This is a genomic window from Roseibium sp. SCP15 (assembly GCF_040329435.1).
GTDB lineage: Bacteria > Pseudomonadota > Alphaproteobacteria > Rhizobiales > Stappiaceae > Roseibium.
The window spans coordinates 1,420,385-1,444,234 of sequence record NZ_JBDZYI010000001.1; the positions used below are offsets into that span (position 1 = coordinate 1,420,385).

Sequence of the window (23,850 nt, forward strand, 5' to 3'; positions counted from 1 at the left end):
CCTACCCCTTATTCAGCAGCTTCTGCCGCTCGCGTTTTCGCGAGCGCCGAACACTCGGCCATCACTTTGGATGCACGAGCAATCGGGTTGGTCAGATAAAAATCGCGGATCGCATTGGCAAAACCAGCGCTGTTCATTTGAGCCGAAACGTCGGCCAGCTTCTCGATGTCGGCGCTTTCCCCGGCTTCGATCGCATCAACGCTCAGCATGTGCGGGACAGCTTCGTAGAGCTTGGCCCGAAGTTCACGCAGTGAATCGAATTCAAGGGTCTTGTCCAGGTTCGCGGACAGTGCGCGCAGGATTGCCCAGTCTTCGCGGGCATCGCCAGGAGGAAACGCAGCGCGGTCACCCATCTGCACGCGCCCCTCGGTATTCACGAAGGTCGCCGACTTTTCCGTATAGGCAGCACCCGGCAGGATCACGTCGGCACGGTGGGCGCCGCGATCGCCATGTGTGCCCTGGTAGACAACGAAGGCACCTTCCGGAACGTCGACTTCGTCGACACCGAGCAGGAACAGGACGTCGAGTGCACCCGGCTCAAGCATTGCCCCGGTACCCATACCGCCCTCACCCGGTACAAAGCCGATGTCCAGGGCCCCTACCTGCGAAGCCTCGGTATGCAGAATGTTGAAGCCGTTCCAGCCTTCCTTGATGACGCCGAGTGATTTCGCGGCGGCTGCAAGCGTGGCCAGCACTTCAGCACCGTCCGGACGATTCAGAGCACCTTGTCCAATGATGAACATCGGGCGCTCAGCCTTTGCCGGGGCGTGCTCAACGAATTGCTTCAAGCTATCCGGTCCTGCACCAAGATAGGTGACCGGATAGGTCAAATCCGCGTTTTCGCCAATCAGACCGATATGAACGTTGCCGCGTGTCCAACGCTTACGAATGCGGGCATTCAGCACCGGAGCTTCATGGCGCGGATTGGTGCCGATCAGCATGATCGCATCGGCATCTTCAATTCCCTGAATGGTGGAATTGAAGAGATAGCTTGCTCGACCATTTTTGGGATGCAGCGGTGAGCCTGGGAAACGGCTGTCGATGTTTGCGACACCGAGCTTCTCCATAAGGCTCTTCAGCGCGAACATTTCTTCGACACCAGCCATTTGACCGGCCAGCGCACCAACCTTGTCGGCGGTTGTGCCCTTCACCTTCTCGGCGATGATCTGGAACGCTTCGGTCCACGAAACCGGTTGAAGTTTACCGTCCTTCTTCGCATACGGGCGATCAAGGCGCTGCGTCTTCAAGCCATCCCAGATGTAACGGGACTTGTCGGAGATCCACTCTTCATTGACCTCTTCGTTGAGCCGCGGCATGACCCGCATAACTTCCTTGCCGCGCGTGTCGACACGGATCGAGGAACCGACGGCATCCATGACGTCGATGCTCTCGGTCTTGGTCAGCTCCCAAGGACGGGCATGGAACTCGTAAGGTTTGTGGGTCAGCGCACCAACCGGGCAAAGATCTGCAACATTGCCCTGCATTTCCGATGACAGAGCCGCTTCCAGATAGGTGGTGATCTCCGCGTCTTCACCTCGGCCGATCAGCCCCATGTCGGTGACGCCACAAACTTCGGTGGTAAAACGAACACAACGCGTACAGTGAATGCAGCGGGTCATGATCGTCTTGATCAGCGGACCGATTTCCTTGTTTTCGACGGCACGCTTGTTTTCATGAAAGCGGGACCCGTCAACTCCATAGGCCATCGCCTGGTCCTGCAGGTCGCACTCACCACCCTGGTCGCAGATCGGGCAATCCAGCGGGTGGTTGATGAGCAGGAACTCCATCACCCCTTCGCGGGCTTTCTTGACCATCTCGGACTTGGTTTCGACAACCGGCGGTTCGCCGTTCGGTCCCGGACGAAGATCCTTTACACCCATGGCACAGGAGGCAGTCGGCTTGGGCGGTCCGCCCTTCACTTCGACCAGACACATGCGGCAGTTACCGGCGATCGACAACCGGTCGTGGTAACAAAAGCGCGGAACCTCGGCACCCGCCTCTTCACAGGCCTGAAGCAATGTGTAGTCCGCCGGGACTTCCACTTCCTTGCCGTCGATGATGAGCTTCGTCATCCGTTGCTCTCCAAATCCCGTTCCGCTTACTCAGCCGCGACCAATGTCGAAGCGGACTTCGACTTGGCTACATAGTCATCAATACGTTGCTCGATGACCGGCCGGAAATTCTTGATCAAACCCTGGATCGGCCAGGCAGCCGCATCCCCGAGAGCACAAATAGTGTGCCCTTCAACCTGTTTGGTGACCTTGAACAGCATGTCGATTTCCTCGTAGGAGGATTCACCCTTGACCATGCGTTCCATCACACGCCACATCCAGCCAGTACCTTCGCGGCAGGGTGTGCACTGTCCGCAGCTCTCGTGCTTGTAGAAGTAGCTGAGGCGGGCAATTGCCTTGATGATGTCCGTGGATTTGTCCATGACGATCACTGCGGCGGTGCCGAGGCCGGACCCCATTCCGCGCAATGTGTCGAAGTCCATTGGCGCGTCCTTGATCTGCTCGGCCGTGCAGCATGGAACGGAAGATCCCCCCGGAATAACTGCAAGCAGATTGTCCCAGCCGCCGCGAATGCCGCCGCAATGCTTGTCGATCATCTCGGAAAAAGGAACACCTAACTCTTCTTCAAAAGTCGCCGGCTGATTGACATGACCGGAAACGCAGAAAAGCTTCGTTCCGGTGTTGTTCGGACGTCCGAGTGCCGAGAACCAGGCTGCACCGCGACGCAGAATGGTCGGTGCAACGGCAATGGATTCAACGTTGTTCACAGTGGTCGGACAGCCGTAGAGCCCGACATTCGCCGGGAACGGCGGCTTCAGACGCGGTTGGCCCTTCTTGCCTTCCAGGCTCTCCAGCAACGCGGTTTCTTCACCGCAGATATATGCACCGGCACCGTGGTGAACGTAGATGTCGAAATCGTAACCGTTCTTGTTGTTCTTGCCGATCAGACCGGCATCATATGCCTGGTCAATCGCGGCCTGAAGGCGTTCACGCTCACGAATAAATTCGCCGCGAACGTAAATGTAGGCAGCGACCGCCCCCATGGCGAAACCTGCTACCAGGCACCCTTCAACCAGCGTATGCGGGTCGTGACGCAGAATCTCGCGGTCCTTGCAAGTTCCTGGCTCGGATTCGTCGGCGTTCACAACGAGGTACGCCGGACGACCGTCCGATTCCTTTGGCATGAACGACCATTTCAGGCCAGTCGGGAAGCCTGCGCCTCCTCGGCCACGCAGACCGGATTCCTTCATTTCCTGAATGATCCAGTCGCGCCCTTTATCGAGCAACCCTTTGGTATTGTCCCACTGACCGCGCTTCTTCGCGCCGTCCAGACCCCAGTCATGCAGACCGTAGATATTGGTGAAGATCCGATCCTGATCCTTCAGCATCTCTTCCCCCTAGTCTTCGCTCTTGGAGGAGGCCACATCACCGGCTTCCACGCGCTTGGAAAATTCAGTTTCGTCCCCGGAAGCGAGGATCCGTGCCTGTTCGATCCAGCCATCTCGTTCGATACGGCCCTTGAACTTCAGACGGCTATCAACCCAGGCGATTTCTTCAGGACCCCAGCTGGCGACTTGATCGAAGTGGAAAAACCCGAGCTCATTCAGCGTCGCTTCCAGCTTCGGACCGACACCCTTGAGCTTTTTCAGATCATCAGGCTTGCCGTCGCGGGCTTCCTTGAGAATTTCGGGTTCTTTTTCAGCAGCGGAGGATGCGGCTGCTTCGGTCTTTGCCGATCCCTTCGCCGGCTTTTCAGCCTTGGGCTCTTCCTTCTTGGGAGTTGGAGCCGCTTTCTTCTCGGCGGGAGCGGCATCAGGAGCTTCAGCGGCTTTCGCCGATTTGGCTGCATGGTCTGCCCTTACCTTGGCGACTGCGTCCTCGGCGGGTGTGGGCACACCGTCAAAATCATTGCCGCCGGCATTGATGGACGCCCCGGCAAAAGCGTGGGAGGCTTTTTCAGAACCGTCAACGACATGTGCTCTCGGCATCTCGCCGACAGTGCCATCTTCAATTTCAGAAAGGCTGGTCTGGCCGCCTTCTGCCATCGCGAACCGGCGTCCGTTTTGCGGGCCCGGCGTGACTGCATTGCCGTCGGAAATATCATCGATCAGCTTGTTGAAGCTGTCCGGGGTCAGGTCCTCATAGGTGTCCTTGAAGATCTGCACCATCGGCGCGTTGACGCACGCTCCAAGGCACTCCACTTCCTCCCAGGAGAACATGCCGTCTTCTGAAATCTCATGCATGTGCTTGGCGATGCGCGACTTGCAGATCTTGATCAGATCTTCCGAACCGCGCAGCTGGCACGGCGTGGTACCACAAACCTGAATATGTGCTTTCTTGCCCACCGGTTGCAGCTGGAACATGGTGTAGAAGGTCGCCACTTCCAGCACGCGGATCTTCGGCATATCAAGCAAATTGGCGATATAACGGATCGCAGGTTCGCTCACCCAGCCGTCATTCTGCTCCTGCGCACGCCACAAAAGCGGAATGACCGCGGAGGCCTGACGGCCAGCCGGATAACGGTCGATCAGCTTCTTCGCCCACGCAAGATTATCCTCGGTGAACTCAAAGCTTTCTGGTTGTTCCGCGGCAAGTCGGCGAACTGCCATGGTGTTATCCCCGTTTTGTCACACAGACCGGAGCCGGACGAGCGGCTGCCAGGGTCGAAAATTTGTGGCAGATCGCCCGCATCAGCGGTCGACCTCACCGAACACGATATCCATGGAACCCAGCACCGCCGAGACATCGGCGAGCAGGTGGCCACGGCAAAGGAAGTCCATGGCCTGAAGGTGAGCATATCCCGGCGCCTTGATCTTGCAGCGATAAGGCTTGTTGGTTCCGTCCGCGACCAGGTAAACGCCGAACTCGCCTTTAGGCGCTTCGACAGCCGCGTAAACTTCACCAGCCGGGACGTGATAGCCCTCGGTGTAAAGTTTGAAGTGGTGGATCAGCGCTTCCATGGATCGCTTCATTTCTCCACGCTTCGGCGGCACGATCTTGCCGTCGACGGAAGAAATCGGCCCCGTTTCCACGGTCAGCTTTTCCAGACACTGCTTCATGATCCGGACTGACTGGCGCATTTCTTCCATGCGGATCAGGTACCGGTCATAACAGTCGCCGTTCTTACCGATCGGAATATCGAAATCCAGTTCGGAGTAACACTCATACGGCTGCGACTTGCGCAGATCCCAGGCTGCACCGGATCCGCGAACCATGACGCCGGAGAAACCCCACGCCCAGGCGTCATCCAGATCTACGACACCAATATCAACGTTACGTTGCTTGAAAATGCGGTTGTCGGTCAGCAGACCTTCAATGTCATCCAGCGTCTGCAGGAACGGATCACAGAAGTCCCAGATGTCATCGAGCAAATCACGTGGCAGATCCTGATGAACCCCGCCCGGGCGAACGAAGGCTGCGTGCATGCGGGCACCACAAGCGCGCTCATAGAACACCATCAGTTCTTCACGGGGCTCGAAGCCCCAAAGCGGCGGTGTTAGAGCACCAACGTCCATGGCCTGGGTCGTCACGTTCAGAAGGTGCGACAGCAAGCGGCCGATCTCGGAGTAAAGCACCCGGATCAACTGCCCGCGCTTCGGCACTTCGATGCCCAGAAGCCGTTCTACGGCAAGAGCGTAGGCATGCTCCTGGTTCATCGGCGCCACGTAGTCGAGGCGATCGAAGTACGGAACGGCCTGCAGATAGGTTTTTTGTTCGATCAGCTTTTCGGTACCACGGTGCAGAAGCCCGATATGCGGGTCCACACGTGTAACCACTTCGCCATCCAGCTCCAGCACGAGACGCAGAACGCCGTGCGCCGCAGGGTGCTGCGGACCGAAGTTGATGTTGAAGTTTCGAACTTGAGCTTCAGCCATCGGGACCAGCCTTAATTCGTCGTTGCTTTTTCATCGCCCGGAAGCACGTAGTCCGTACCTTCCCATGGCGAGAGGAAATCAAAGGACCGCATTTCCTGATTCAGGCGGACCGGTTCATAGACAACACGCTTTTTCTCGTCGTCGTAGCGAACCTCGACGAAACCGGTAACCGGAAAATCCTTGCGCAGCGGATGACCGTCAAATCCGTAGTCGGTCAGGATGCGGCGCAGATCCGGGTGGCCGGAAAACAGAATGCCGTACATGTCATAAGCTTCGCGCTCGAACCATTCCGCACCGGGGAACAGTGGCGTGAGAGAGGCAACCGGAGTGGTCTCATCCGTCATTGTTTTCACGCGAATGCGCTGGTTCTGCACCGGAGACAGGAAGTGATAGACAACGTCGAAACGCTTTTCGCGAGACGGGTAATCAACACCGCAGATATCCGTCAGATTGACGAACTTGCATGAGCTGTTGTCCCGCAAAAAACGGATCACGTCGAGAATATTGGTCGCATTCACGGTCAGCGTCAGCTCACCGTATTCGACCTTCCAGGACTCAAGGGACTCACCCAGGCCAAGCTCAATATGCTCAGCGAGTTCCTTCAAAGTCTCGTCCATCGTGTTCGACCTCACTCCCCAGGAGCCTCAAATCGCGGCGCAGTGCGCCAATTTTTTAAAAATCCGCCGCCTTTTCAGGCGGCAAATTCATTATCTTTCGATCGTACCGGTGCGGCGGATCTTCTTTTGCAGCATCAGAACGCCGTAAAGCAGAGCCTCTGCTGTCGGAGGACAGCCAGGCACGTAGATATCGACCGGAACAACCCGATCGCAACCGCGCACAACCGAGTAGGAATAGTGGTAATAGCCACCGCCATTGGCGCACGATCCCATGGAGATCACATAGCGTGGCTCTGGCATCTGGTCGTAGACCTTGCGCAGGGCCGGAGCCATCTTGTTCGTCAGCGTGCCCGCAACGATCATGACGTCCGACTGACGCGGAGAGGCGCGCGGTGCGAAACCGAAACGCTCGGCATCATAGCGCGGCATGGACATCTGCATCATTTCAACTGCGCAGCAAGCCAGGCCGAATGTCATCCACATCAGCGAGCCTGTACGGGCCCACTGGATAAGATTGTCAGTCGAAGTAACAAGAAAGCCCTTGTCGGCCAGTTCATTGTTCACTTCGAGGAAAAAGGCGTCATCGGCCCCCACCGGATTGCCGGTATTCGGGTCGATAATTCCCTTTGGTTTCGGAGCAACGAGCGGCTCGGTCGTGGTCAATCCCATTCCAGCGCTCCTTTTTTCCATTCGTAGATAAAGCCAACGGTCAGAACGCCGAGGAAGACCATCATGGACCAGAACCCGTACCAACCGAGTTCGCCGAAAACCGTTGCCCATGGGAACAGGAAGGCGACCTCAAGGTCGAAGATAATGAACAGGATCGAAACCAGATAGAAGCGTACGTCGAACTTCATGCGCGCATCGTCGAATGCGTTGAAGCCACACTCGTAGGCCGACAGCTTTTCCGGGTCCGGATTCTTGTAGGCCAGCAAAAACGGTGAAATCAGCAGCGCAAGGCCGATCACCAGCGCAATGCCGATGAACACGACGATCGGGACGTATTCCCGCAAAAGTTCTTCCATTTTTTTCGCGTCCTTGCATATGGAGGCGGATCGGGAGGTGATCCGGAGCCAGGGCTTTGCACCCTATTGCCTTATTTTATCGGCGGGTCGTGCAGAGCCGGTCGGCCAAATGAAACCAACATGCGAGGGCACGCTTATAATACGAGTTGGTGCAACGCAAGACCCCCTACCGGTCAAACTCTTGCCACACTTGACCCAAACTTAGAATGACCCCGTGCAAATCCTGTGTTTCAGCCAGTTTGCTTCAATGCAAATTCTTTGCACATGCTAACGGGAATTATGCCGCACCCTCAAGGGATTTCGTCCTTTTGCGCAGAATCGGCGCGGAAATGCTCGCATAAGCAAAAGTTGAATGATCTGAAGGGGCTGTACGTATTGTTCCCAGGATGAGACAAGGGGTCGCTGTCACCGCGCAGATATGCACAGGGCACACGTATGCACCACGCTTTTCAGCGTTGATGCAGTACATTAAATTTTGGAGAGAAGCGCCTGAGGCGATTGGGAAAACCGTGAGTGGCGCGAGTGACGGGGCTCGAACCCGCGACCTCCGGCGTGACAGGCCGGCACTCTAACCAACTGAGCTACACCCGCACATTCACGGTATATATTTGCCACCTTCAGCAAATCATTTGAGATTTGCAGAGAGTGGCGCGAGTGACGGGGCTCGAACCCGCGACCTCCGGCGTGACAGGCCGGCACTCTAACCAACTGAGCTACACCCGCTCCGCGCGGCGACGTGATGTCGTCGCGAAGTGGCGCTGATGTACGGCGGCTGGATGGCGAAGTCAAGCTCCCTATTGCATTCAAATTGCCGTTTTTTGACAAAGCCGCAGACAACCCGGTTTTTCCACTTGAAAGGTGCCGTTTTTCAGTGTGGATAACTTATTCTTCCGGCAGAAGAATTTTCACAAAAAACGAACGCTCCGGATTTTTCTGTTCAGCACAAATCAATTCCTGCAAACCAGGACAAGCGCCATGTGAATTTCGCTTTTTTCGACGGGCTCGAAAATCATTCCGCCGGCACCAGACGGCTTTCCCTCAGCTGCCCTTCCCGTGCGAGGATCGGAACCGCCACAGTCGCGAAAAGCGAATTGATCTCCTTCAGGCTTCTGACGACTTCCATATGGGCATTGCTCGACTCAATGCTCTCAGGCGTTCGCGACTTCAACCGGTCGAGATGCCTGTCGTGGCATTCCTTTTCCAGTAGACGCATCCTGTCTTTTTCTGCAATCAGCTCCCGCGCTGAAGCAACATCACTTGATACAAGCACATTTAACGCCAGCTGCATGTTCGCCAACACACGGTCATGCATGCTTTCCAGTTCCCTCTGCCCCTCTCTGGAGAAACTGATCTTGTTTTCCCGCAGTTCCCGAGCCCGTTCCAGAAGGTTTTTCGACACAAGATCGCCGGCACGTTCCAGGTTGATCGCAAAACTCGCCAGTTCCAGGCTTCGCTCAGCTTCCTCGGACGTCAGCTCCCCTCGGTTCAACTCGGCTATGTAAAGCTTGACCTCCGAGTGGATGGTATTGACGCTTGCATCCATTTGCTGGAGGCGCTGAATGTCTTCAAAGCTCCCGCTTTCCAACATCATCATGACGGGTCTCGTCATGATCTCCACCTCTTCACCCATGCGAAGCAGCTCGCGAGTGGCGCTTGCGAGCGCGAGCCGGGGCACATGCACAACCCTCTGATCCAGCGCGCTCTTGGGAGGCATTTGCTCCCCCTCTCCTGCGGCTGATCTATCGGGCATGATCGCTTCGACAAGTCTCGCCATCGGTCCTACAAGCGGCAGGCAAACGAGCACCAGGGCCAGATTGAATATGATGTGAACCGAAACCAGTTGCTGTGCCGGCACATTACCCAGCCTCTCAAACGGCAACTGGACCGAAGTCACCAGCAAGAGGGCCACAAGGGCGCCTGAGGTCCTGAATATGAAGTTCCCGAGTGGGAGAAGCCTGGCTTTGTGCTCCATCCCGCGAGTCAACCACAGCGCAACGGCTCCTGCTCCGACATTGGCACCGAGCACAAGGGGGACAGCGGCCTCAAGCGGAAGGCCTGCCTTTTGCACAAACGCGGCTATCATCAGAACCGCAGCAACACTTGAATGGATAAGGAAAGCCAGCAGGGCACCAACAGCAAGAGCCGTAGGCGCATCCGCAGCCAGATAGGACGCAATCTGAGGCATGAACTGCGCCTCTTTCAGCGGCACCGTCGATTCCCCGATCATCTGGAGCGAGATCAGGACAAGCGCAATTCCGATCAGAATGCGTCCGGCCTGCTTTACAGTTCGGTTTTCCACCTTCAGGAACAGCCAGGCCCCAACCGCCAGCAACAGCGGCACCAGCCAGCTCAGATCAAAGACCAGGAACTGGACAACAAGCGAAGATCCGAGATCCGCCCCGAGCAGAACCGCCAGTCCCGCTGCAGTGGTGAGAATGCCGGATGTGGCAAAACCCGCCGCCAACACGGCGACAGCAGTCGCGCTTTGTAGAAGGATGGCAACCACCACTCCCGAAATGGCGCCCGTCACACGACCCGATGCAGCCTTGCTGATCGTACGCCGCAATACGGGGCCTGACGCCCTCTCAAATCCGGTCCGCACCATACGGACCGCGTAGAGGAGCAGCATCACCGCACCAAGCATCTTGATCAAAATAAGAATCGCCATTTCGGATAAACTTCTATTTCTTCGCTGTTTTTTATTTAGCCGGTGAAACTTATAAACAGCAAAGAGGCTCAAAAACAAGAAAAAAGACGCACTCAGTGCATGACAACAAATTGACGCACCGATTTCCACGCCAGGCGGCCCAGGCGGGTGCACACAAAGTCAGGTTGGATTGTGGTCTGAAGTTAACTGCACAAATGACAGTCAAATGAGGTCATCGCAGCTCGATGGGCCAAACTTTGCCCGGAACGTTCAAGAAACCAAAAAAGGAAAACAGCCGCGCAGAGTTCTAACCACAGCCTGAAAAGGCCGTGTAAGCGCAGACAATTGATTTGAAGAGAGAATGGTGGGCGATGAGAGACTCGAACTCCCGACATCTTCGGTGTAAACGAAGCGCTCTACCAACTGAGCTAATCGCCCTCAACGAGGTGAGACGCCTTTTAGGAGGTCCCATTCGGCTTGGCAAGAGCAAATTCAAAGAAATTAGTTTCTCTTCAATCCGCCTGTGGATGACGGATCACAATCAAGTAGTGCCAAACGCCAAAATCCGCCAATGCACTGTGCCGACACGGGGTTTTGAACAGCATCTGATAGTTGGGGATCATTTTCTGAAGGAAGACTTCCGGACTTCAGGTGCGCAGCTTGTTTCCCGAGCCTGAATCGATCTCGAAGTCTGAATAATCAACCGCTGCAAGAATATCCGACATGTGCCACCGCACGTCACAGTTTCCCAGTCTCTACGGTTTCCGGTCAGACCGACGTGTCCTGGCAACGAAGGTCGAACGCCCCCCTCCCATCCTTGGATCTGTCTGAGCGAATTTTTCACGCTGCAGTGGTCCCGGCAAAGAAAATGCGCCACGAGCCTCTGCTGCTGATGACAGGCTCATCACTATATATCTGGGGTAGGTTATATGGTCGAACAAAGAGCGTGCGGTATCGACCAGCAATGAACAGTCGCTCGAAAGCTGCTTTGACACGTCCCCCGCTTCTTCCGCGCAATCTGGAGGGATCGAGTTCAATTGCGCGGTCGAATCTCTCCGAGCTGCTTCAATCGGGCGCAAAGCAGTTTTCACGGGCCCTGAAGTGTGGCCCTCAGGGGAAGCGTTCACCGACAATTCGAAACGTTTCCGGCCCTGCCCCATAACAAGCGACGAACCGGTGCAGTTGTGCAGGCTGGTTCACTCGAAGCCATGACTGAATTTTCATCTCTGAAAACTGAGACTATAGGACTTACCAAAACGAAAAACCCCGTGCCGGATAACCCAGGCACGGGGTAATTCAAGACAAACAGTCTATGAACGATTAGCCGTTCACTGCGTCCTTCAGGCCTTTACCAGCCTTGAACTTCGGCGTCTTAGAAGCCGGGATCTGGATCGTTTCGCCAGTCCGCGGGTTACGGCCTTCGGTTGCTGCACGCTCGGAAACCGTGAAGTTACCAAAACCGATGATGCGGACTTCGTCGCCGCCTTTCAGCGTCTGAGTGACTGCATCAAAAGTTGCGTCAACTGCTTCGCCTGCCTGCGCCTTTGTCAGGCCGGTCTTTTCTGCAACAGCTGCGATCAGATCGTTCTTATTCATAGCAGATACCTTTCTAAGAAACGGCAGAGTGCCGACGATTCCTGTCAGCGCCGTTAGCGCGAAATTCGGGCGAAATGAATCGAAACGCAAGTGGTTTTTTCGCAGAAAACAGCCATTTTGCCCGATTATTCAAAGGAAAAGCCCCGGTTGACCCGGGGCTTGCCATTTTGTGCACTGCAATTTGGCCTTTAGTGAGCCAAAACGCCGGACTTGTCCTTTTCCGACTCACCCGCTTTTGCAGCGGCTTCGGCAGCACTTTCATCCCATTCGATGGGTTCCGGAAGACGGACGAGTGCGTTCTTTAACACCTCTTCCATGCCGGAAACCGGGATGATTTCAAGCGAGTTTTTGACCGAGTCCGGAATGTCAGCCAGGTCTTTGGCATTGTCTTCCGGGATCATGACCAACTTGATTCCACCACGCAAAGCGGCCAGCAGTTTTTCCTTCAAACCACCGATCGGCAGGACGCGACCACGCAGGGTGATTTCACCCGTCATGGCCACATCACGCCGAACCGGAATTCCGGTCATGGTCGAGATAACGGCCGTTGCCATGGCGATACCGGCGGACGGGCCATCCTTGGGGGTTGCCCCTTCAGGAACATGCACGTGGATATCAGTCTTGTCGAACTTGGGCGGCTCGATACCGAAATCGACGGAACGAGAGCGAACGTAGGAAGCAGCCGCGGAAATCGACTCCTTCATGACGTCCTTCAGGTTACCGGTAACGGTCATCTTGCCCTTGCCTGGCATCATCACGCCTTCGATGGTCAGCAACTCGCCGCCAACTTCGGTCCATGCCAGTCCGGTTACGACACCAACCTGATCTTCAAGTTCAGCTTCGCCATAGCGGTACCGCGGCACACCGAGATAGTCTTCAACCACCTCCAGTGTCACCGTGATGCTTTCCTTGTCGCTCATCAGAATCTCCTTGACTGCCTTACGGGCCAAGGTCGCCATTTCGCGTTCAAGGTTACGCACACCGGCTTCGCGGGTGTACCGGCGAACAACGAATTGAAGCGCGTCGTCTTCAATCTTGAACTCACCATCGCGCAGTCCGTGATCCTTCTCCGCTTTCGGAATGAGGTGACGGCGGCAGATTTCCACCTTTTCCTCTTCCGTGTAGCCAGCAATCCGAATGATTTCCATGCGGTCCATCAGAGGGCCTGGAATATTCAGCGTGTTGGCCGTCGTCACGAACATCACATCCGAAAGGTCGTATTCGACCTCAAGATAGTGATCCATGAAGGACGAGTTCTGTTCCGGATCGAGCACCTCAAGCAGTGCAGAAGACGGATCACCGCGGAAATCCATGCCCATCTTGTCGATTTCGTCGAGCAGGAAGAGCGGGTTGGACTTCTTGGCTTTCTTCATCGACTGAATGACCTTGCCGGGCATCGAGCCAATGTAAGTGCGGCGGTGGCCGCGGATTTCTGCTTCATCGCGCACGCCGCCAAGCGACATACGGACAAACTCGCGTCCGGTTGCTTTCGCAATGGATTTACCGAGCGACGTCTTACCAACGCCTGGAGGCCCAACGAGACAGAGAATCGGACCGCGCAGCTTGTTCGCCCGGCTTTGCACCGCCAGATACTCGACAATGCGTTCCTTGACCTTGTCGAGACCGTAGTGGTCGGTGTCGAGAACCTTCTCGGCAAACGCCAGGTCATGCTTGACCTTGGACTTCTTGCTCCACGGAATACCGATCAGCCAATCGAGGTAGTTGCGAACAACCGTTGCTTCCGCGGACATCGGGCTCATCTGCTTGAGCTTCTTGATTTCCGCAGCCGCACGTTCGCGTGCTTCCTTGGTCAGCTTGGTCTTCTTGATCTTCTCTTCCAACTCCGCGATTTCATCACGGCCGTCTTCGCTGTCGCCAAGCTCCTTCTGAATGGCCTTCATCTGCTCATTCAGATAGTACTCGCGCTGCGTCTTCTCCATCTGCCGCTTGACGCGGGAACGGATACGCTTTTCGACCTGCAGAACGGAGATCTCGCTCTCCATCATGCCGAGAACACGTTCCAGACGCTCAGCAACGGAGACAACGCCGAGGATCTCCTGCTTTTCAGGGATCTTGATCGCAAGGTGAGACGCAATTGTGTCTGCCAGCTTCGAATAGTCGTCGATCTGGTTGACCGCGCCGAGTACCTCCGGCGACACTTTCTTGTTCAGTTTCACATAGTTCTCGAATTCCGAGACTACGGAACGCGCCAATGCTTCCACTTCGATGTTTTCGCCGTCCCGCTCTGGCAGAACGGTTGCGGACGCCTCGAAATAGTCGCTGCGGTCGGTGTATTCGCCAATCTGCGCACGAGCGCCACCTTCCACCAGCACCTTGACGGTGTTGTCTGGCAGTTTCAGCAGCTGCAAAACAGTGGCAAGCGTACCGACATTGTAAATCTGGTCCGGATTAGGATCGTCATCGGCCGCATTCACCTGGGTCGCCAGAAGAATGTGCTTGTCAGTGGTCATGACCTCTTCCAGCGCCTTGATTGATTTTTCACGGCCGACAAACAGCGGCACAATCATGTGCGGGAAGACAACAATGTCGCGCAGGGGCAATACGGGGTAAACAGCGGTGCCGTCAGGCTCGGTGGCGCGGATTTCTGCGTCGCTCATTTTTTATCCTTTCTCAGCGTGCTCTGGCCCCACTCAGCAAAAGGCAGCCAAAACACTGGAAAACGGCTTTCGGGTCGACATCCCGACAGGCCTAACCGCAGCACCCCAACTGGGCGCGCCAACGGTTCGCACGAGCCGTTCTTTAGCCCTATTAGGTGGACACCTGACCAGCCGGTGTCAAGGCGGGGCTGCGTTGCAAATGGGTCTTGTCTGTTGACGACTCACACCACCGGTGGAAAACGCACACCGTCCCGGCGAAAATGCGCTAAAAAAACAAAATGCCGCTCAGTTTGAGCGGCATTGTTTTCCTTGCATATCAACAGGTCTGAGAACCTCAGGCGCTGGTTGCGGAAGTCTCTTCCCGATCCTCGTAAATGTAAAGCGGACGCGCCTCGCCTTTCACGACTTCTGGCGAGATCACAACTTCCTTCACACCTTTGAGACCCGGCAATTCGTACATCGTATCCAGGAGGATCGATTCCAGAATGGACCGAAGTCCACGGGCACCGGTCTTGCGCTCGATTGCCTTGCGGGCAATTGCCTTCAGTGCCTCGTCGTGGAACGCCAATTCCACCTGCTCCATCTCGAACAGGCGCTGATACTGCTTGACGAGCGCGTTCTTCGGCTCCGTCAGGATCGTTACCAGGGCGTCCTCATCGAGATCCTCGAGCGTTGCGATAACCGGCAAACGACCGACAAATTCCGGAATCAGACCGAATTTCAGCAGGTCTTCCGGCTCAAGCTCGGAAAACAGCTCGCCGATGCGGCGATCTTCAGGTGCATGCACCTGAGCCTGGAAGCCGATGGAAGTCTGTGTACCGCGATCGGAGATGATCTTGTCGAGACCGGCAAATGCACCACCACAGATGAACAGGATGTTCGTGGTATCCACCTGCAGGAATTCCTGCTGGGGATGCTTGCGGCCACCCTGTGGCGGAACGGACGCAACCGTGCCTTCCATGATCTTCAGCAGGGCTTGCTGCACACCTTCACCGGAAACATCGCGCGTGATCGACGGGTTGTCGGCCTTGCGGCTGATCTTGTCGACCTCATCGATGTACACGATGCCGCGCTGTGCGCGCTCCACGTTATAGTCGGCAGACTGGAGCAGCTTGAGGATGATGTTCTCGACATCTTCACCAACGTAACCTGCTTCTGTCAGCGTCGTGGCATCGGCCATCGTGAACGGCACATCCAGAATACGGGCAAGGGTTTGCGCCAGAAGCGTCTTGCCGCAACCGGTCGGGCCGACCAGCAGAATATTGGACTTTGCCAGTTCCACATCGTTGTTCTTCGATGCGTGGTTGAGGCGTTTGTAGTGGTTGTGAACGGCGACCGACAGAACTTTCTTCGCGCTGCCCTGGCCAATGACATAGTCATCCAGAACGTCGCGAATTTCCTGAGGGGTCGGGATTCCGTCCCGTGACTTCACCAGCGAGGATTTGTTTTCCTCACGGATGATATCCATGCACAGCTCGACACATTCATCGCAAATGAAAACAGTCGGGCCGGCGATCAGCTTGCGAACTTCGTGCTGGCTCTTGCCGCAGAAGGAGCAGTAAAGCGTATTCTTGGAATCGCTGCCGCTGGCCTTGGTCATGTAGTCAACCTCGCGTTAGTGGGGAGTATCTCCCCTTATCTGCCCGGTTGCGGCCAAATTATGGCCTAACCGGTTTTGAAGGGGCGCCTCACGTACGCCTCTTCCAAGAGTGATGTCATCATGCTTCGCCGGTAAAAATCAATATAGGTTTAAAGCGAAGATGAAAACCCGGCTTCGTTCCGGGATTTTCCGGCCTTATTCATGGAATTTCAATCCATGCTTAAGGCCGGGTTAGTCCGATCAGTCGTCACTCTCGCCGCCAAGGGTCGAGCGATCGGTGATCACATTGTCTACGATACCGAATTCCTTAGCCTTTTCAGCAGTCATGAAGTTATCGCGCTCAAGCGCTTCTTCAACCTGATCGAGGCTTTGACCGGTGTGTTTCACGTAGATTTCATTGAGCCTGCGCTTCATCGCCAGGATTTCCTGTGCATGAAGCATGATATCGGCCGCCTGACCACGGAACCCGCCGGACGGTTGGTGAACCATCACACGCGCATTCGGAAGGATGAATCGCATATCCTTTTCACCGGCAGCCAGCAAGAGCGAGCCCATGGACGCGGCCTGACCGATACACAAGGTGGACACAGCAGGACGAATGAACTGCATTGTGTCGTAGATCGCAAGACCGGAGGTAACAAGACCACCCGGAGAGTTGATATAGATTGCGATTTCCTTGGACGGGTTTTCCGCTTCCAGGTAGAGCAACTGAGCGCTCACCAAGGTTGCCATGTGATCCTCAACCGGACCGGTGAGGAAGATGATGCGCTCCTTCAGCAAGCGCGAGTAGATATCGAAGGCCCGCTCGCCCCGGTTCGTCTGCTCGACGACCATCGGCACGAGAGTGTTCATGTAGATATCGACAGGATCCTTCATACCTCATCCATATGCTTGAGATGATGCCCGGAGAAGCCCGGGCAATACACAGACCCTTGAAGCGCATCGATCAGGGGCCTGACTCGAAAAAAGCGACATCCCGTATATATGAGATGTCGCTCCATTCGCAAAGTCATGACAGATGCGGCGTGAAGGCAAGGTTAAAGTTCACTCCGCACCTGGGGATTTTTTGGAAAACGCTTATGCGTCTTCCTCATCTTCAGCGACCAGCTTTTCCAGCTCTTCCTTGGTCACGGTCTTGTCAGAGACCTTTGCAAGTTCGAGCATGAAGTCGACAACTTTTTCTTCGTAGATCGGCGCACGAAGGGAAGCGAGAGCCTGCTGGTTGTTCTTGTAGAATTCGAACACCTGCTGCTCCTGCCCCGGGAACTGGCGAACGCGGTCGTAAAGAGCACGCTGCAGTTCTTCGTCGGTAACCTGGATTTCGTTCTTCTCGCCGATTTCAGAAAGAACCAAGCCGAGGCGAACACGGCGCTCGGCGATCTTGCGGTATTCCGCTTTCGCCTCGTCTTCCGTGGTGTCTTCGTCTTCGAAGGTTTTCTCGTTGCGCTTCATGTCCTCTTCGACCTGACGCCAGACAACGTCGAACTCGGAGTTCAGAAGTTTTTCCGGCAGTTCGAAGGAATAGTGCTCGTCGAGCTTGTCAAGCAGCTGACGCTTCACACGCTGACGGGTCATCGCACCAAACTGGCTTTCGATCTGACCGCGAACGATTTCCTTCAGCTTGTCGAGAGACTCAAGGCCGAGGCCTTTCGCGAATTCATCGTCGATCGTAGCTTCGCCCGGAGCAGCAACTTCCTTGACTTCGACATCGAAGGTCGCGGCTTTGCCCGCCAGGTGAGCGGCCGGATAGTCTTCCGGGAAGGTCACTTCAACGACCTTCTTGTCACCAGCCTTGGAACCGATCAGCTGATCTTCGAAGCCCGGGATGAACTGGCCGGAACCGAGAACCAGCTGGCCGTTCTCGTCAGCACCGCCTTCGAACGGCTCACCGTCGATCTTGCCGAGGTAAGACATGGTGACGCGGTCGCCGTCTTCAGCAGCACCGTCCTTGGTGTCGAACGGAGTGTTGTTCTTGGCGATGTCGGCAACCTGGGTGTCGACTTCTTCATCAGCGATCTCAACGACCGGACGCTCGATTTCAATGCCAGCGAAATCGACGATCTCGAATTCAGGCAAAACGTCATAGGTCATTTTGAAGGAAAGATCGGCATCGCCAGCCATGATCTTTTCTGCTTCGTCTTCCGGCAGATCAATTTCCGGTGTCAGAGCCGGGCGCTCGGAGCGCTCTTCAACGGCTTTCTGGGTCGTTTCCTGGATGGTGTTCGACAGGATCTCGGCCATTGCCTGGCGGCCGTACATCTTTTTCAGGTGCGCGACCGGCACTTTGCCCGGACGAAAGCCCTTGATGTTGGCCTTGCCTTTCAGGTCGGCCATGTAATCTTCGAGCTTGGCAGCGAGATCGCCAGCCGGAATGTCGATTTTGAGCTCTCGCTTGAGGCCCTCGGCGAGGGTTTCAGTTACCTGCATGGGTTTTGCATCCTCGATCCGCAGCGGCAATCCGCCCCGGAGGTTCTGTTTTTAAAATCCCGTGTGCCGCACCGCCCGCACTCTCCTTTTTACGAGAGCGTTCAAATAGCAATGCATCGTCTCAGATAGAGTCCGAGACGCACGATGGGAGCGCGATAAAGCTTGGACCCGAAAGTGTCAAGGGGAGACGCCGGATTTGAGACGGTATAGACACCAGAAAACGCGTTGCACGTCTGTGAACCGGCACCGCGTCTGTACTGTCAAAAACAACGAATAAGATCTTGGATCATGTTTGATCCGTCCATTTACTGAAAAAATTACGTGACAAATGGAGTTTTAGACCTTCGCTTTCACTCCTTGATCTTCTTTCAATACATCGTTTTCCCGTACTCATCTTCAAGTTCTTCATCGATTCTGCGCATCTCACCCGCGGTATTCGGCGCACCTGTCGTTTGATCCAGAATTATCTTTGAAAGCGACGGCATTTCATCGCGATCCTGAAACTGGTCCGGATTCCACAATTGGGAGCGCCGAAACGCTTTGGCGCAATGCATGAAGACTTCGGTCACCTTCACGATGATCGCAAGTTTGGGAACCCGGCCTTTCACGCTCATTTTTTCAAGAATTTCAGGATCGTTGGTCAGAAAAGCCCTCCCGTTTACACGTAACGTGTCATCAAACCCCGGAACGATGAACAATAGTCCGACACTTGGGTTGGCAAGAATGTTAACCAGCGAATCCAGCCTGTAGTTGCCTGGCCTGTCAGGTATCGCCAACGTGCTCTGATCAAGAATACTGACAAAGCCAGCAGGATCACCACGAGGACTGACATCTGCATTCGAATCCAGGTCTTGCGTACCAATGCAGACAAACGGTGACCGCGTGATGAAGTTCTGCGCGTGCTGGTCGAGCACCGTTAGACATTTCTGGGCAGCAAGAGAATTTACAGCAGGAAACAAACTTCTAAGCGCCTGTTCGTCAGATATGACGAAGTCCGGATTTGGCTCGAACTCTTCCATGAATTTCTCCCCTCAAACCATTCTCAAGCAATCTGTTCGTCAGAAACTCCTGACGACTATTTCTGCCATCTGCTTCTTCAGCCTGAAATGAAGGTACCGCCAAGCACGGTCATTCATATTTCTCGCTTCGCCCATACAGATGCAAAAAGAAACATGAGGTACGCTCCTCAAAATTTACACATCTGTCAACTTCCGAAGCATTGAACGCCGAAACAAGCTGCTCGAACAAGGAAGTTGTGAACACGGAGGTCAAACACACAGCGACAGGAAACGCATTCGCGTCGAACGGGGAGATTTATCGCAACGCGAGCACACGGGACATTCTGATAAAGGGAGAACGCTCTCAACTACCGAGGATCAATAGTGGAGCCAATAATGGTGCGGATGGAGGGACTTGAACCCCCACGCCTTGCGGCACCAGAACCTAAATCTGGCGTGTCTACCAATTTCACCACATCCGCAACGCTGGAGCTTGGGCGCCCCGCGTTTGAAGCGGGGCCTCTATAGCACCACAGATTTTCCCGTCAAAGGAAAAAGGTGAGCTCAGCCTCCTTCCCCACCCTGTTTGTCCACAAGCGAGGCAATAACGGGTTTGAGAGCTGGAGCAAGATCTTCTGCCGTCAGCCCCGGGCCGACGCCTTTCCCAGCCTCGCCATGCAGCCAGACCGCCTGACAAGCGGCCTCAAATCCCGGGACATTTTGCGCCAGCAACCCAACTGCAATTCCTGCAAGAACATCCCCGGAACCGGCGGTTGCCAACCAGGGTGGTGCGTTCGAATTGATAGCCGCCCTCCCGTCGGGAGCCGCGATAACCGTGTCTGCCCCCTTCAGGATAACAATTGCGCCAGATCTTTCCGCCGCCTTGCGTACCCGGTCGAGTTTTCCGCCGCCAAGATCGGGAAAGACTCGCCGAAACTCACCTTCATGAGGTGTCAGGATGACCGTGCCACCGGCAAACCTGATGATATCGAACAGACTGCCCGGATCGTCCGCAATGCTTGTCAGCGCATCCGCATCGAGCACAGCAGTCCGTCCATGCTCCAGTATGGTCCTGACAACTTCGCGAGTCTGTGGACCAACGCCGAATCCCGGCCCGATCAATGTGGCATTCAACCGGCCATCGGCAAGAAAGTTTGAGACGGCTTCGACACCTGCAACCTTCTTGAGCATCACCGCCGTCAGGTGACAGGCATTGACCATCAATGCGTCCGGCGGCGACGCCAGTGTCACCAATCCGGCCCCTGCGCGAAGCGCTGCGCCCGCCGAAAGCCTGGCTGCACCGGTCGCACTGACAGGACCGCCGAAAACCACCGCATGTCCTCTGTTGTATTTGTGCTCCATTGGATGCAGCACCGGCCAGTCTGACAACCAGACAGCCGGCATATTTTCGAACAAGGCGGGTTCGATCTGATCAAGCACGCCCGGCCCGATGCCGATGTCGGCAACTGTAATTGAACCACAAAGTTCCCTGCCCGGATAAAGCAGATGACCGGGCTTTTTCCGAAAGAAGGTAACCGTCGCGAGCGACTTGATCGCCTCACCTAATATCTCGCCATTGTCGCCATGAATTCCGGAAGGAAGATCAACGGCAACGACCGGCACATTCACTCGGTTAATTTCCCGAACGACCTGTGCAACGGTTCCAGACAAAGGGCGATCCAAACCTGCTCCGAACAAGGCGTCAATGACGAGGTCGGACGCTTCAAGGTCACCCAGAAAGCCGCGCGCGACTTGATCGCCCTCGCAAATCGCCTCGTGGGGCAAACACATGCGCTCGAATGCGATGAGAGCATCCCCCTTGAGGGAACCCGGATCCTTTAGCAGGCGAACACGGACCTTATACCCCAACGCCGCGAGGCAGCGTGCAGCAATGAAGCCGTCTCCTCCATTGTTTCCCGGACCGCAGACAATCAGAATTTCGCCCTCTGAAGGTGCGTTTTCCGCAGCTGCTCGTGCCACCGCCTGCCCCGCCCGCTCCATCAAATCTATTCCCGGAACGCCTCCTTCAATCGTCAAACGATCCGCCCGCCCCATTTCTTCGGACGTCAACAACATGGATGCGGATTGAGTTGAAACGGACATCATTCGAGACAGGCCTCCATTACGATGAGCGGCACGTTGCATGCGATGTGCAACTTTGTCGAGCTTCGCACCCGTGATGACTTAAACATCACAATTTGAGCTCATTTATTAGGCAATTTGCACACAAAATATGCAATGTTTTCGCATCGCAAAAATCGAAAGGGATGGCTCCAGAGGAAACTTGCCACTTTTTTTGGCGGATTTCTCCAACTTGCAAAAAAACACGAGCCCGCAATCCAGATTGGCACGCATCGTGCTAACAGGATTGCAACGGTCCCTGCCGGGTGACTTTTCTGCTTGCCCGGGCCTTCCGACATTTAAGAGCCAGCCGAGACTTCCGGCCTGAAATTGTGGAGAGAGAAACAAGGTGATGAAAAAGATCGAAGCGATCATCAAACCCTTCAAACTGGACGAGGTGAAGGAAGCTCTGCAAGAAGTCGGTCTTCAGGGTATCACTGTCACAGAAGCGAAAGGCTTCGGCCGTCAAAAGGGCCACACCGAGCTTTATCGCGGTGCGGAATACGTCGTCGACTTTCTGCCCAAGGTAAAGGTCGAAATCGTTCTTGGAGACGACATGGTCGAAAAGGCCGTTGAAGCTATCCGCTCCGCCGCTCAGACCGGCCGGATCGGCGACGGCAAGATATTCGTTTCCAATATCGAGGAAGCTGTCCGTATACGTACCGGCGAATCCGGTATCGACGCCATCTAATCAGCAATTCCGGCATCCGCCGGCACTCCGAATTCCAGTCCACGAACCAGAGCAACCCAAGATCCTCTGCCGGACCGGAACAAAACCCAACCGTTCAAACGAAAAACTAAAGGGATGGACATAATGACCACCGCTGCTGACGTCCTGAAGGAAATTCAGGAAAAGGACGTTAAATTCGTCGACCTGCGCTTTACCGACCCGAAAGGTAAAATGCAGCACGTCACCATGGACGTTGCGCTTGTCGATGAAGACATGTTTGCAGAAGGCGTTGCCTTCGATGGCTCCTCCATCGCCGGCTGGAAGGCCATCAACGAATCCGACATGATGCTGATCCTGGACCCGGAAACAGCTCACATGGATCCGTTCTTTGCTCAGTCCACAATGTCGATCTTCTGTGACATTGTCGACCCGGTCACCGGCGAAGGCTACAATCGCGACCCGCGCATGACCGCAAAGAAGGCTGAAGCCTACGTCAAGTCCGGCGGATTCGGTGACACCGTTTTCGTTGGCCCTGAAGCTGAATTCTTCATGTTCGACGACGTTCGCTTCAACGCTGACCCTTACAACACCGGCTTCATCCTGGACAGCTCCGAACTGCCGTCCAACATGGGTTCTGAGTACGAAACCGGCAACCTCGGCCACCGTCCGCGCACCAAGGGCGGCTACTTCCCGGTACCGCCGGTCGACAGCGCTCAGGACATTCGCTCCGAAATGCTGTCCGTTATGGCTGAAATGGGCGTTCCGACCGAAAAGCACCACCACGAAGTGGCAGCTGCCCAGCACGAACTCGGCATGAAGTTCGACCACCTGACCCGCTGCGCAGACAACATGCAGGTCTACAAGTACGTCGTTCACCAGGTCGCACACGCTTATGGCAAGACCTCGACCTTCATGCCGAAGCCGGTCTTCGGCGACAACGGCACGGGCATGCACTGCCACCTGTCCATCTGGAACAACGGCGAGCCGACCTTTGCCGGTAACCAGTATGCTGACCTTTCGGAAAGCTGCCTGTATTTCATCGGCGGTATCCTGAAGCACGCCAAGGCCCTGAACGCCTTCACCAACCCGTCCACCAACTCTTACAAGCGTCTGGTGCCGGGTTACGAAGCTCCGGTTCTGCTGGCTTATTCCTCACGTAACCGCTCCGCATCCTGCCGTATTCCGTTCTCGTCCAACCCGAAGGCGAAACGCGTTGAAGTCCGCTTCCCGGATCCGACAGCAAACCCGTATCTCTGCTTCTCCGCTCTGCTGATGGCTGGCCTTGACGGCATCAAGAACAAGATCCACCCGGGCGACGCAATGGACAAGAACCTCTACGATCTGCCCGCGGAAGAGCTGGCTGAGATCCCGACGGTTTGCGGCTCCCTGCGTGAAGCTCTGGAAGCTGTCGATGCCGACCGTGAGTTCCTGAAAGCCGGCGGCGTCTTCGATGACGACCAGATCGACGCATACATCGAACTGAAGATGGAAGAAGTCGAGCGTTTCGAAATGACCCCGCATCCGGTCGAATTCGACATGTACTACTCCGTCTAAGAGGTCTCCTCTTTCGGAAACGGAAAACCCCGGCTCTTCAGCCGGGGTTTTTTGTTGTCCGATCAAGACGACGATGCTGGTCAGATCAAG

17 protein-coding genes and 4 tRNA genes are annotated in these 23,850 nt (G+C 55.5%); 2 read left to right on the forward strand and 19 right to left on the reverse strand.

The features are described from left to right. Positions 1 to 8 precede the first annotated feature (8 nt). The 19 genes from nuoG to ABLO27_RS06525 all read right to left on the reverse strand — a co-directional run bounded on the left by nuoG (position 9) and on the right by ABLO27_RS06525 (position 21,521). Entirely contained in the window at positions 9 to 2,072 is a 2,064-nt protein-coding gene (nuoG, locus tag ABLO27_RS06435) for an NADH-quinone oxidoreductase subunit NuoG (protein ID WP_353031385.1), read from the reverse strand. Positions 2,073 to 2,098: 26 nt separating this feature from the next. Further along, positions 2,099 to 3,400, reverse strand: a complete 1,302-nt coding sequence (nuoF, locus tag ABLO27_RS06440) for an NADH-quinone oxidoreductase subunit NuoF (protein WP_353031387.1) — start codon at positions 3,398 to 3,400, stop codon at positions 2,099 to 2,101. A 9-nt stretch (positions 3,401 to 3,409) separates the two neighbouring features. Continuing rightward, positions 3,410 to 4,621: an NADH-quinone oxidoreductase subunit E gene (locus ABLO27_RS06445; RefSeq protein WP_353031388.1), complete on the reverse strand. Its 1,212-nt coding sequence runs from the start codon at positions 4,619 to 4,621 to the stop codon at positions 3,410 to 3,412. An 81-nt stretch (positions 4,622 to 4,702) separates the two neighbouring features. Further along, positions 4,703 to 5,887, reverse strand: a complete 1,185-nt coding sequence (locus ABLO27_RS06450) for an NADH-quinone oxidoreductase subunit D (protein WP_352943460.1) — start codon at positions 5,885 to 5,887, stop codon at positions 4,703 to 4,705. An 11-nt stretch (positions 5,888 to 5,898) separates the two neighbouring features. Continuing rightward, on the reverse strand, positions 5,899 to 6,504 hold the full coding sequence (locus tag ABLO27_RS06455; protein WP_353031390.1) for an NADH-quinone oxidoreductase subunit C: 606 nt from the start codon (positions 6,502 to 6,504) through the stop codon (positions 5,899 to 5,901). A gap of 90 nt (positions 6,505 to 6,594) precedes the next feature. After that, positions 6,595 to 7,173: a NuoB/complex I 20 kDa subunit family protein gene (locus tag ABLO27_RS06460; RefSeq protein ID WP_094070950.1), complete on the reverse strand. Its 579-nt coding sequence runs from the start codon at positions 7,171 to 7,173 to the stop codon at positions 6,595 to 6,597. Next, entirely contained in the window at positions 7,164 to 7,529 is a 366-nt protein-coding gene (locus ABLO27_RS06465) for an NADH-quinone oxidoreductase subunit A (protein ID WP_353031391.1), read from the reverse strand. Before ABLO27_RS06465 ends, ABLO27_RS06460 begins: the two co-directional genes overlap by 10 nt. A 514-nt stretch (positions 7,530 to 8,043) precedes the next feature. Then, positions 8,044 to 8,120 (reverse strand) — tRNA-Asp (locus ABLO27_RS06470). Between the two features lie 55 nt (positions 8,121 to 8,175). Continuing rightward, a tRNA-Asp gene (locus ABLO27_RS06475) sits at positions 8,176 to 8,252 on the reverse strand. A 286-nt stretch (positions 8,253 to 8,538) separates the two neighbouring features. Further along, positions 8,539 to 10,197 carry a Na/Pi cotransporter family protein gene (locus ABLO27_RS06480; RefSeq protein ID WP_353031392.1) on the reverse strand — a complete coding sequence of 553 codons (1,659 nt, stop codon included), beginning with the start codon at positions 10,195 to 10,197 and terminating at the stop codon, positions 8,539 to 8,541. 341 nt (positions 10,198 to 10,538) lie between these two features. Then, positions 10,539 to 10,614, reverse strand: a tRNA-Val gene (locus ABLO27_RS06485). 882 nt (positions 10,615 to 11,496) lie between these two features. Beyond that, positions 11,497 to 11,772: an HU family DNA-binding protein gene (locus ABLO27_RS06490; protein ID WP_352943448.1), complete on the reverse strand. Its 276-nt coding sequence runs from the start codon at positions 11,770 to 11,772 to the stop codon at positions 11,497 to 11,499. Positions 11,773 to 11,960: 188 nt separating this feature from the next. Then, positions 11,961 to 14,390, reverse strand: a complete 2,430-nt coding sequence (gene lon, locus ABLO27_RS06495) for an endopeptidase La (RefSeq protein WP_353031394.1) — start codon at positions 14,388 to 14,390, stop codon at positions 11,961 to 11,963. Between the two features lie 334 nt (positions 14,391 to 14,724). Continuing rightward, complete coding sequence (gene clpX, locus ABLO27_RS06500; RefSeq protein WP_352943442.1) at positions 14,725 to 15,990, reverse strand: ATP-dependent Clp protease ATP-binding subunit ClpX; 1,266 nt, start codon at positions 15,988 to 15,990, stop codon at positions 14,725 to 14,727. A 240-nt stretch (positions 15,991 to 16,230) separates the two neighbouring features. After that, positions 16,231 to 16,866, reverse strand: coding sequence for an ATP-dependent Clp protease proteolytic subunit (locus tag ABLO27_RS06505; protein WP_353031395.1), 636 nt, complete (start codon positions 16,864 to 16,866; stop codon positions 16,231 to 16,233). Between the two features lie 201 nt (positions 16,867 to 17,067). After that, positions 17,068 to 18,417: a trigger factor gene (gene tig / locus ABLO27_RS06510; RefSeq protein ID WP_353031396.1), complete on the reverse strand. Its 1,350-nt coding sequence runs from the start codon at positions 18,415 to 18,417 to the stop codon at positions 17,068 to 17,070. A gap of 368 nt (positions 18,418 to 18,785) precedes the next feature. Continuing rightward, complete coding sequence (locus ABLO27_RS06515) at positions 18,786 to 19,436, reverse strand: pyridoxamine 5'-phosphate oxidase family protein (protein WP_353031397.1); 651 nt, start codon at positions 19,434 to 19,436, stop codon at positions 18,786 to 18,788. Positions 19,437 to 19,812: 376 nt separating this feature from the next. Continuing rightward, positions 19,813 to 19,897 (reverse strand) — tRNA-Leu (locus ABLO27_RS06520). Positions 19,898 to 19,979: 82 nt separating this feature from the next. Continuing rightward, positions 19,980 to 21,521 carry an NAD(P)H-hydrate dehydratase gene (locus ABLO27_RS06525; protein ID WP_353031398.1) on the reverse strand — a complete coding sequence of 514 codons (1,542 nt, stop codon included), beginning with the start codon at positions 21,519 to 21,521 and terminating at the stop codon, positions 19,980 to 19,982. A 367-nt stretch (positions 21,522 to 21,888) separates the two neighbouring features. On the opposite strand from ABLO27_RS06525, the gene ABLO27_RS06530 reads away from it, so the two are divergent. Together ABLO27_RS06530 and glnA are read left to right on the forward strand one after the other, a co-directional pair. Next, positions 21,889 to 22,227, forward strand: a complete 339-nt coding sequence (locus tag ABLO27_RS06530) for a P-II family nitrogen regulator (RefSeq protein ID WP_094074571.1) — start codon at positions 21,889 to 21,891, stop codon at positions 22,225 to 22,227. 123 nt (positions 22,228 to 22,350) lie between these two features. Beyond that, positions 22,351 to 23,760, forward strand: a complete 1,410-nt coding sequence (gene glnA, locus ABLO27_RS06535) for a type I glutamate--ammonia ligase (RefSeq protein WP_353031399.1) — start codon at positions 22,351 to 22,353, stop codon at positions 23,758 to 23,760. Positions 23,761 to 23,850: the final 90 nt, after the last annotated feature.

Coding starts and splice junctions, on each gene's coding strand:
- nuoF (WP_353031387.1), bottom strand. CDS start 3,400: ATGCTGAAGGATCAGGATCGGATCTTCACCAATATCTACGGTCTGCAT.
- ABLO27_RS06460 (WP_094070950.1), bottom strand. CDS start 7,173: ATGGGATTGACCACGACCGAGCCGCTCGTTGCTCCGAAACCAAAGGGA.
- ABLO27_RS06480 (WP_353031392.1), bottom strand. CDS start 10,197: ATGGCGATTCTTATTTTGATCAAGATGCTTGGTGCGGTGATGCTGCTC.
- nuoG (WP_353031385.1), bottom strand. CDS start 2,072: ATGACGAAGCTCATCATCGACGGCAAGGAAGTGGAAGTCCCGGCGGAC.
- ABLO27_RS06490 (WP_352943448.1), bottom strand. CDS start 11,772: ATGAATAAGAACGATCTGATCGCAGCTGTTGCAGAAAAGACCGGCCTG.
- ABLO27_RS06450 (WP_352943460.1), bottom strand. CDS start 5,887: ATGGCTGAAGCTCAAGTTCGAAACTTCAACATCAACTTCGGTCCGCAG.
- ABLO27_RS06515 (WP_353031397.1), bottom strand. CDS start 19,436: ATGGAAGAGTTCGAGCCAAATCCGGACTTCGTCATATCTGACGAACAG.
- ABLO27_RS06530 (WP_094074571.1), top strand. CDS start 21,889: ATGAAAAAGATCGAAGCGATCATCAAACCCTTCAAACTGGACGAGGTG.
- tig (WP_353031396.1), bottom strand. CDS start 18,417: ATGCAGGTAACTGAAACCCTCGCCGAGGGCCTCAAGCGAGAGCTCAAA.
- ABLO27_RS06455 (WP_353031390.1), bottom strand. CDS start 6,504: ATGGACGAGACTTTGAAGGAACTCGCTGAGCATATTGAGCTTGGCCTG.
- ABLO27_RS06465 (WP_353031391.1), bottom strand. CDS start 7,529: ATGGAAGAACTTTTGCGGGAATACGTCCCGATCGTCGTGTTCATCGGC.
- lon (WP_353031394.1), bottom strand. CDS start 14,390: ATGAGCGACGCAGAAATCCGCGCCACCGAGCCTGACGGCACCGCTGTT.
- glnA (WP_353031399.1), top strand. CDS start 22,351: ATGACCACCGCTGCTGACGTCCTGAAGGAAATTCAGGAAAAGGACGTT.
- ABLO27_RS06445 (WP_353031388.1), bottom strand. CDS start 4,621: ATGGCAGTTCGCCGACTTGCCGCGGAACAACCAGAAAGCTTTGAGTTC.
- ABLO27_RS06525 (WP_353031398.1), bottom strand. CDS start 21,521: ATGATGTCCGTTTCAACTCAATCCGCATCCATGTTGTTGACGTCCGAA.
- clpX (WP_352943442.1), bottom strand. CDS start 15,990: ATGACCAAGGCCAGCGGCAGCGATTCCAAGAATACGCTTTACTGCTCC.
- ABLO27_RS06505 (WP_353031395.1), bottom strand. CDS start 16,866: ATGAAGGATCCTGTCGATATCTACATGAACACTCTCGTGCCGATGGTC.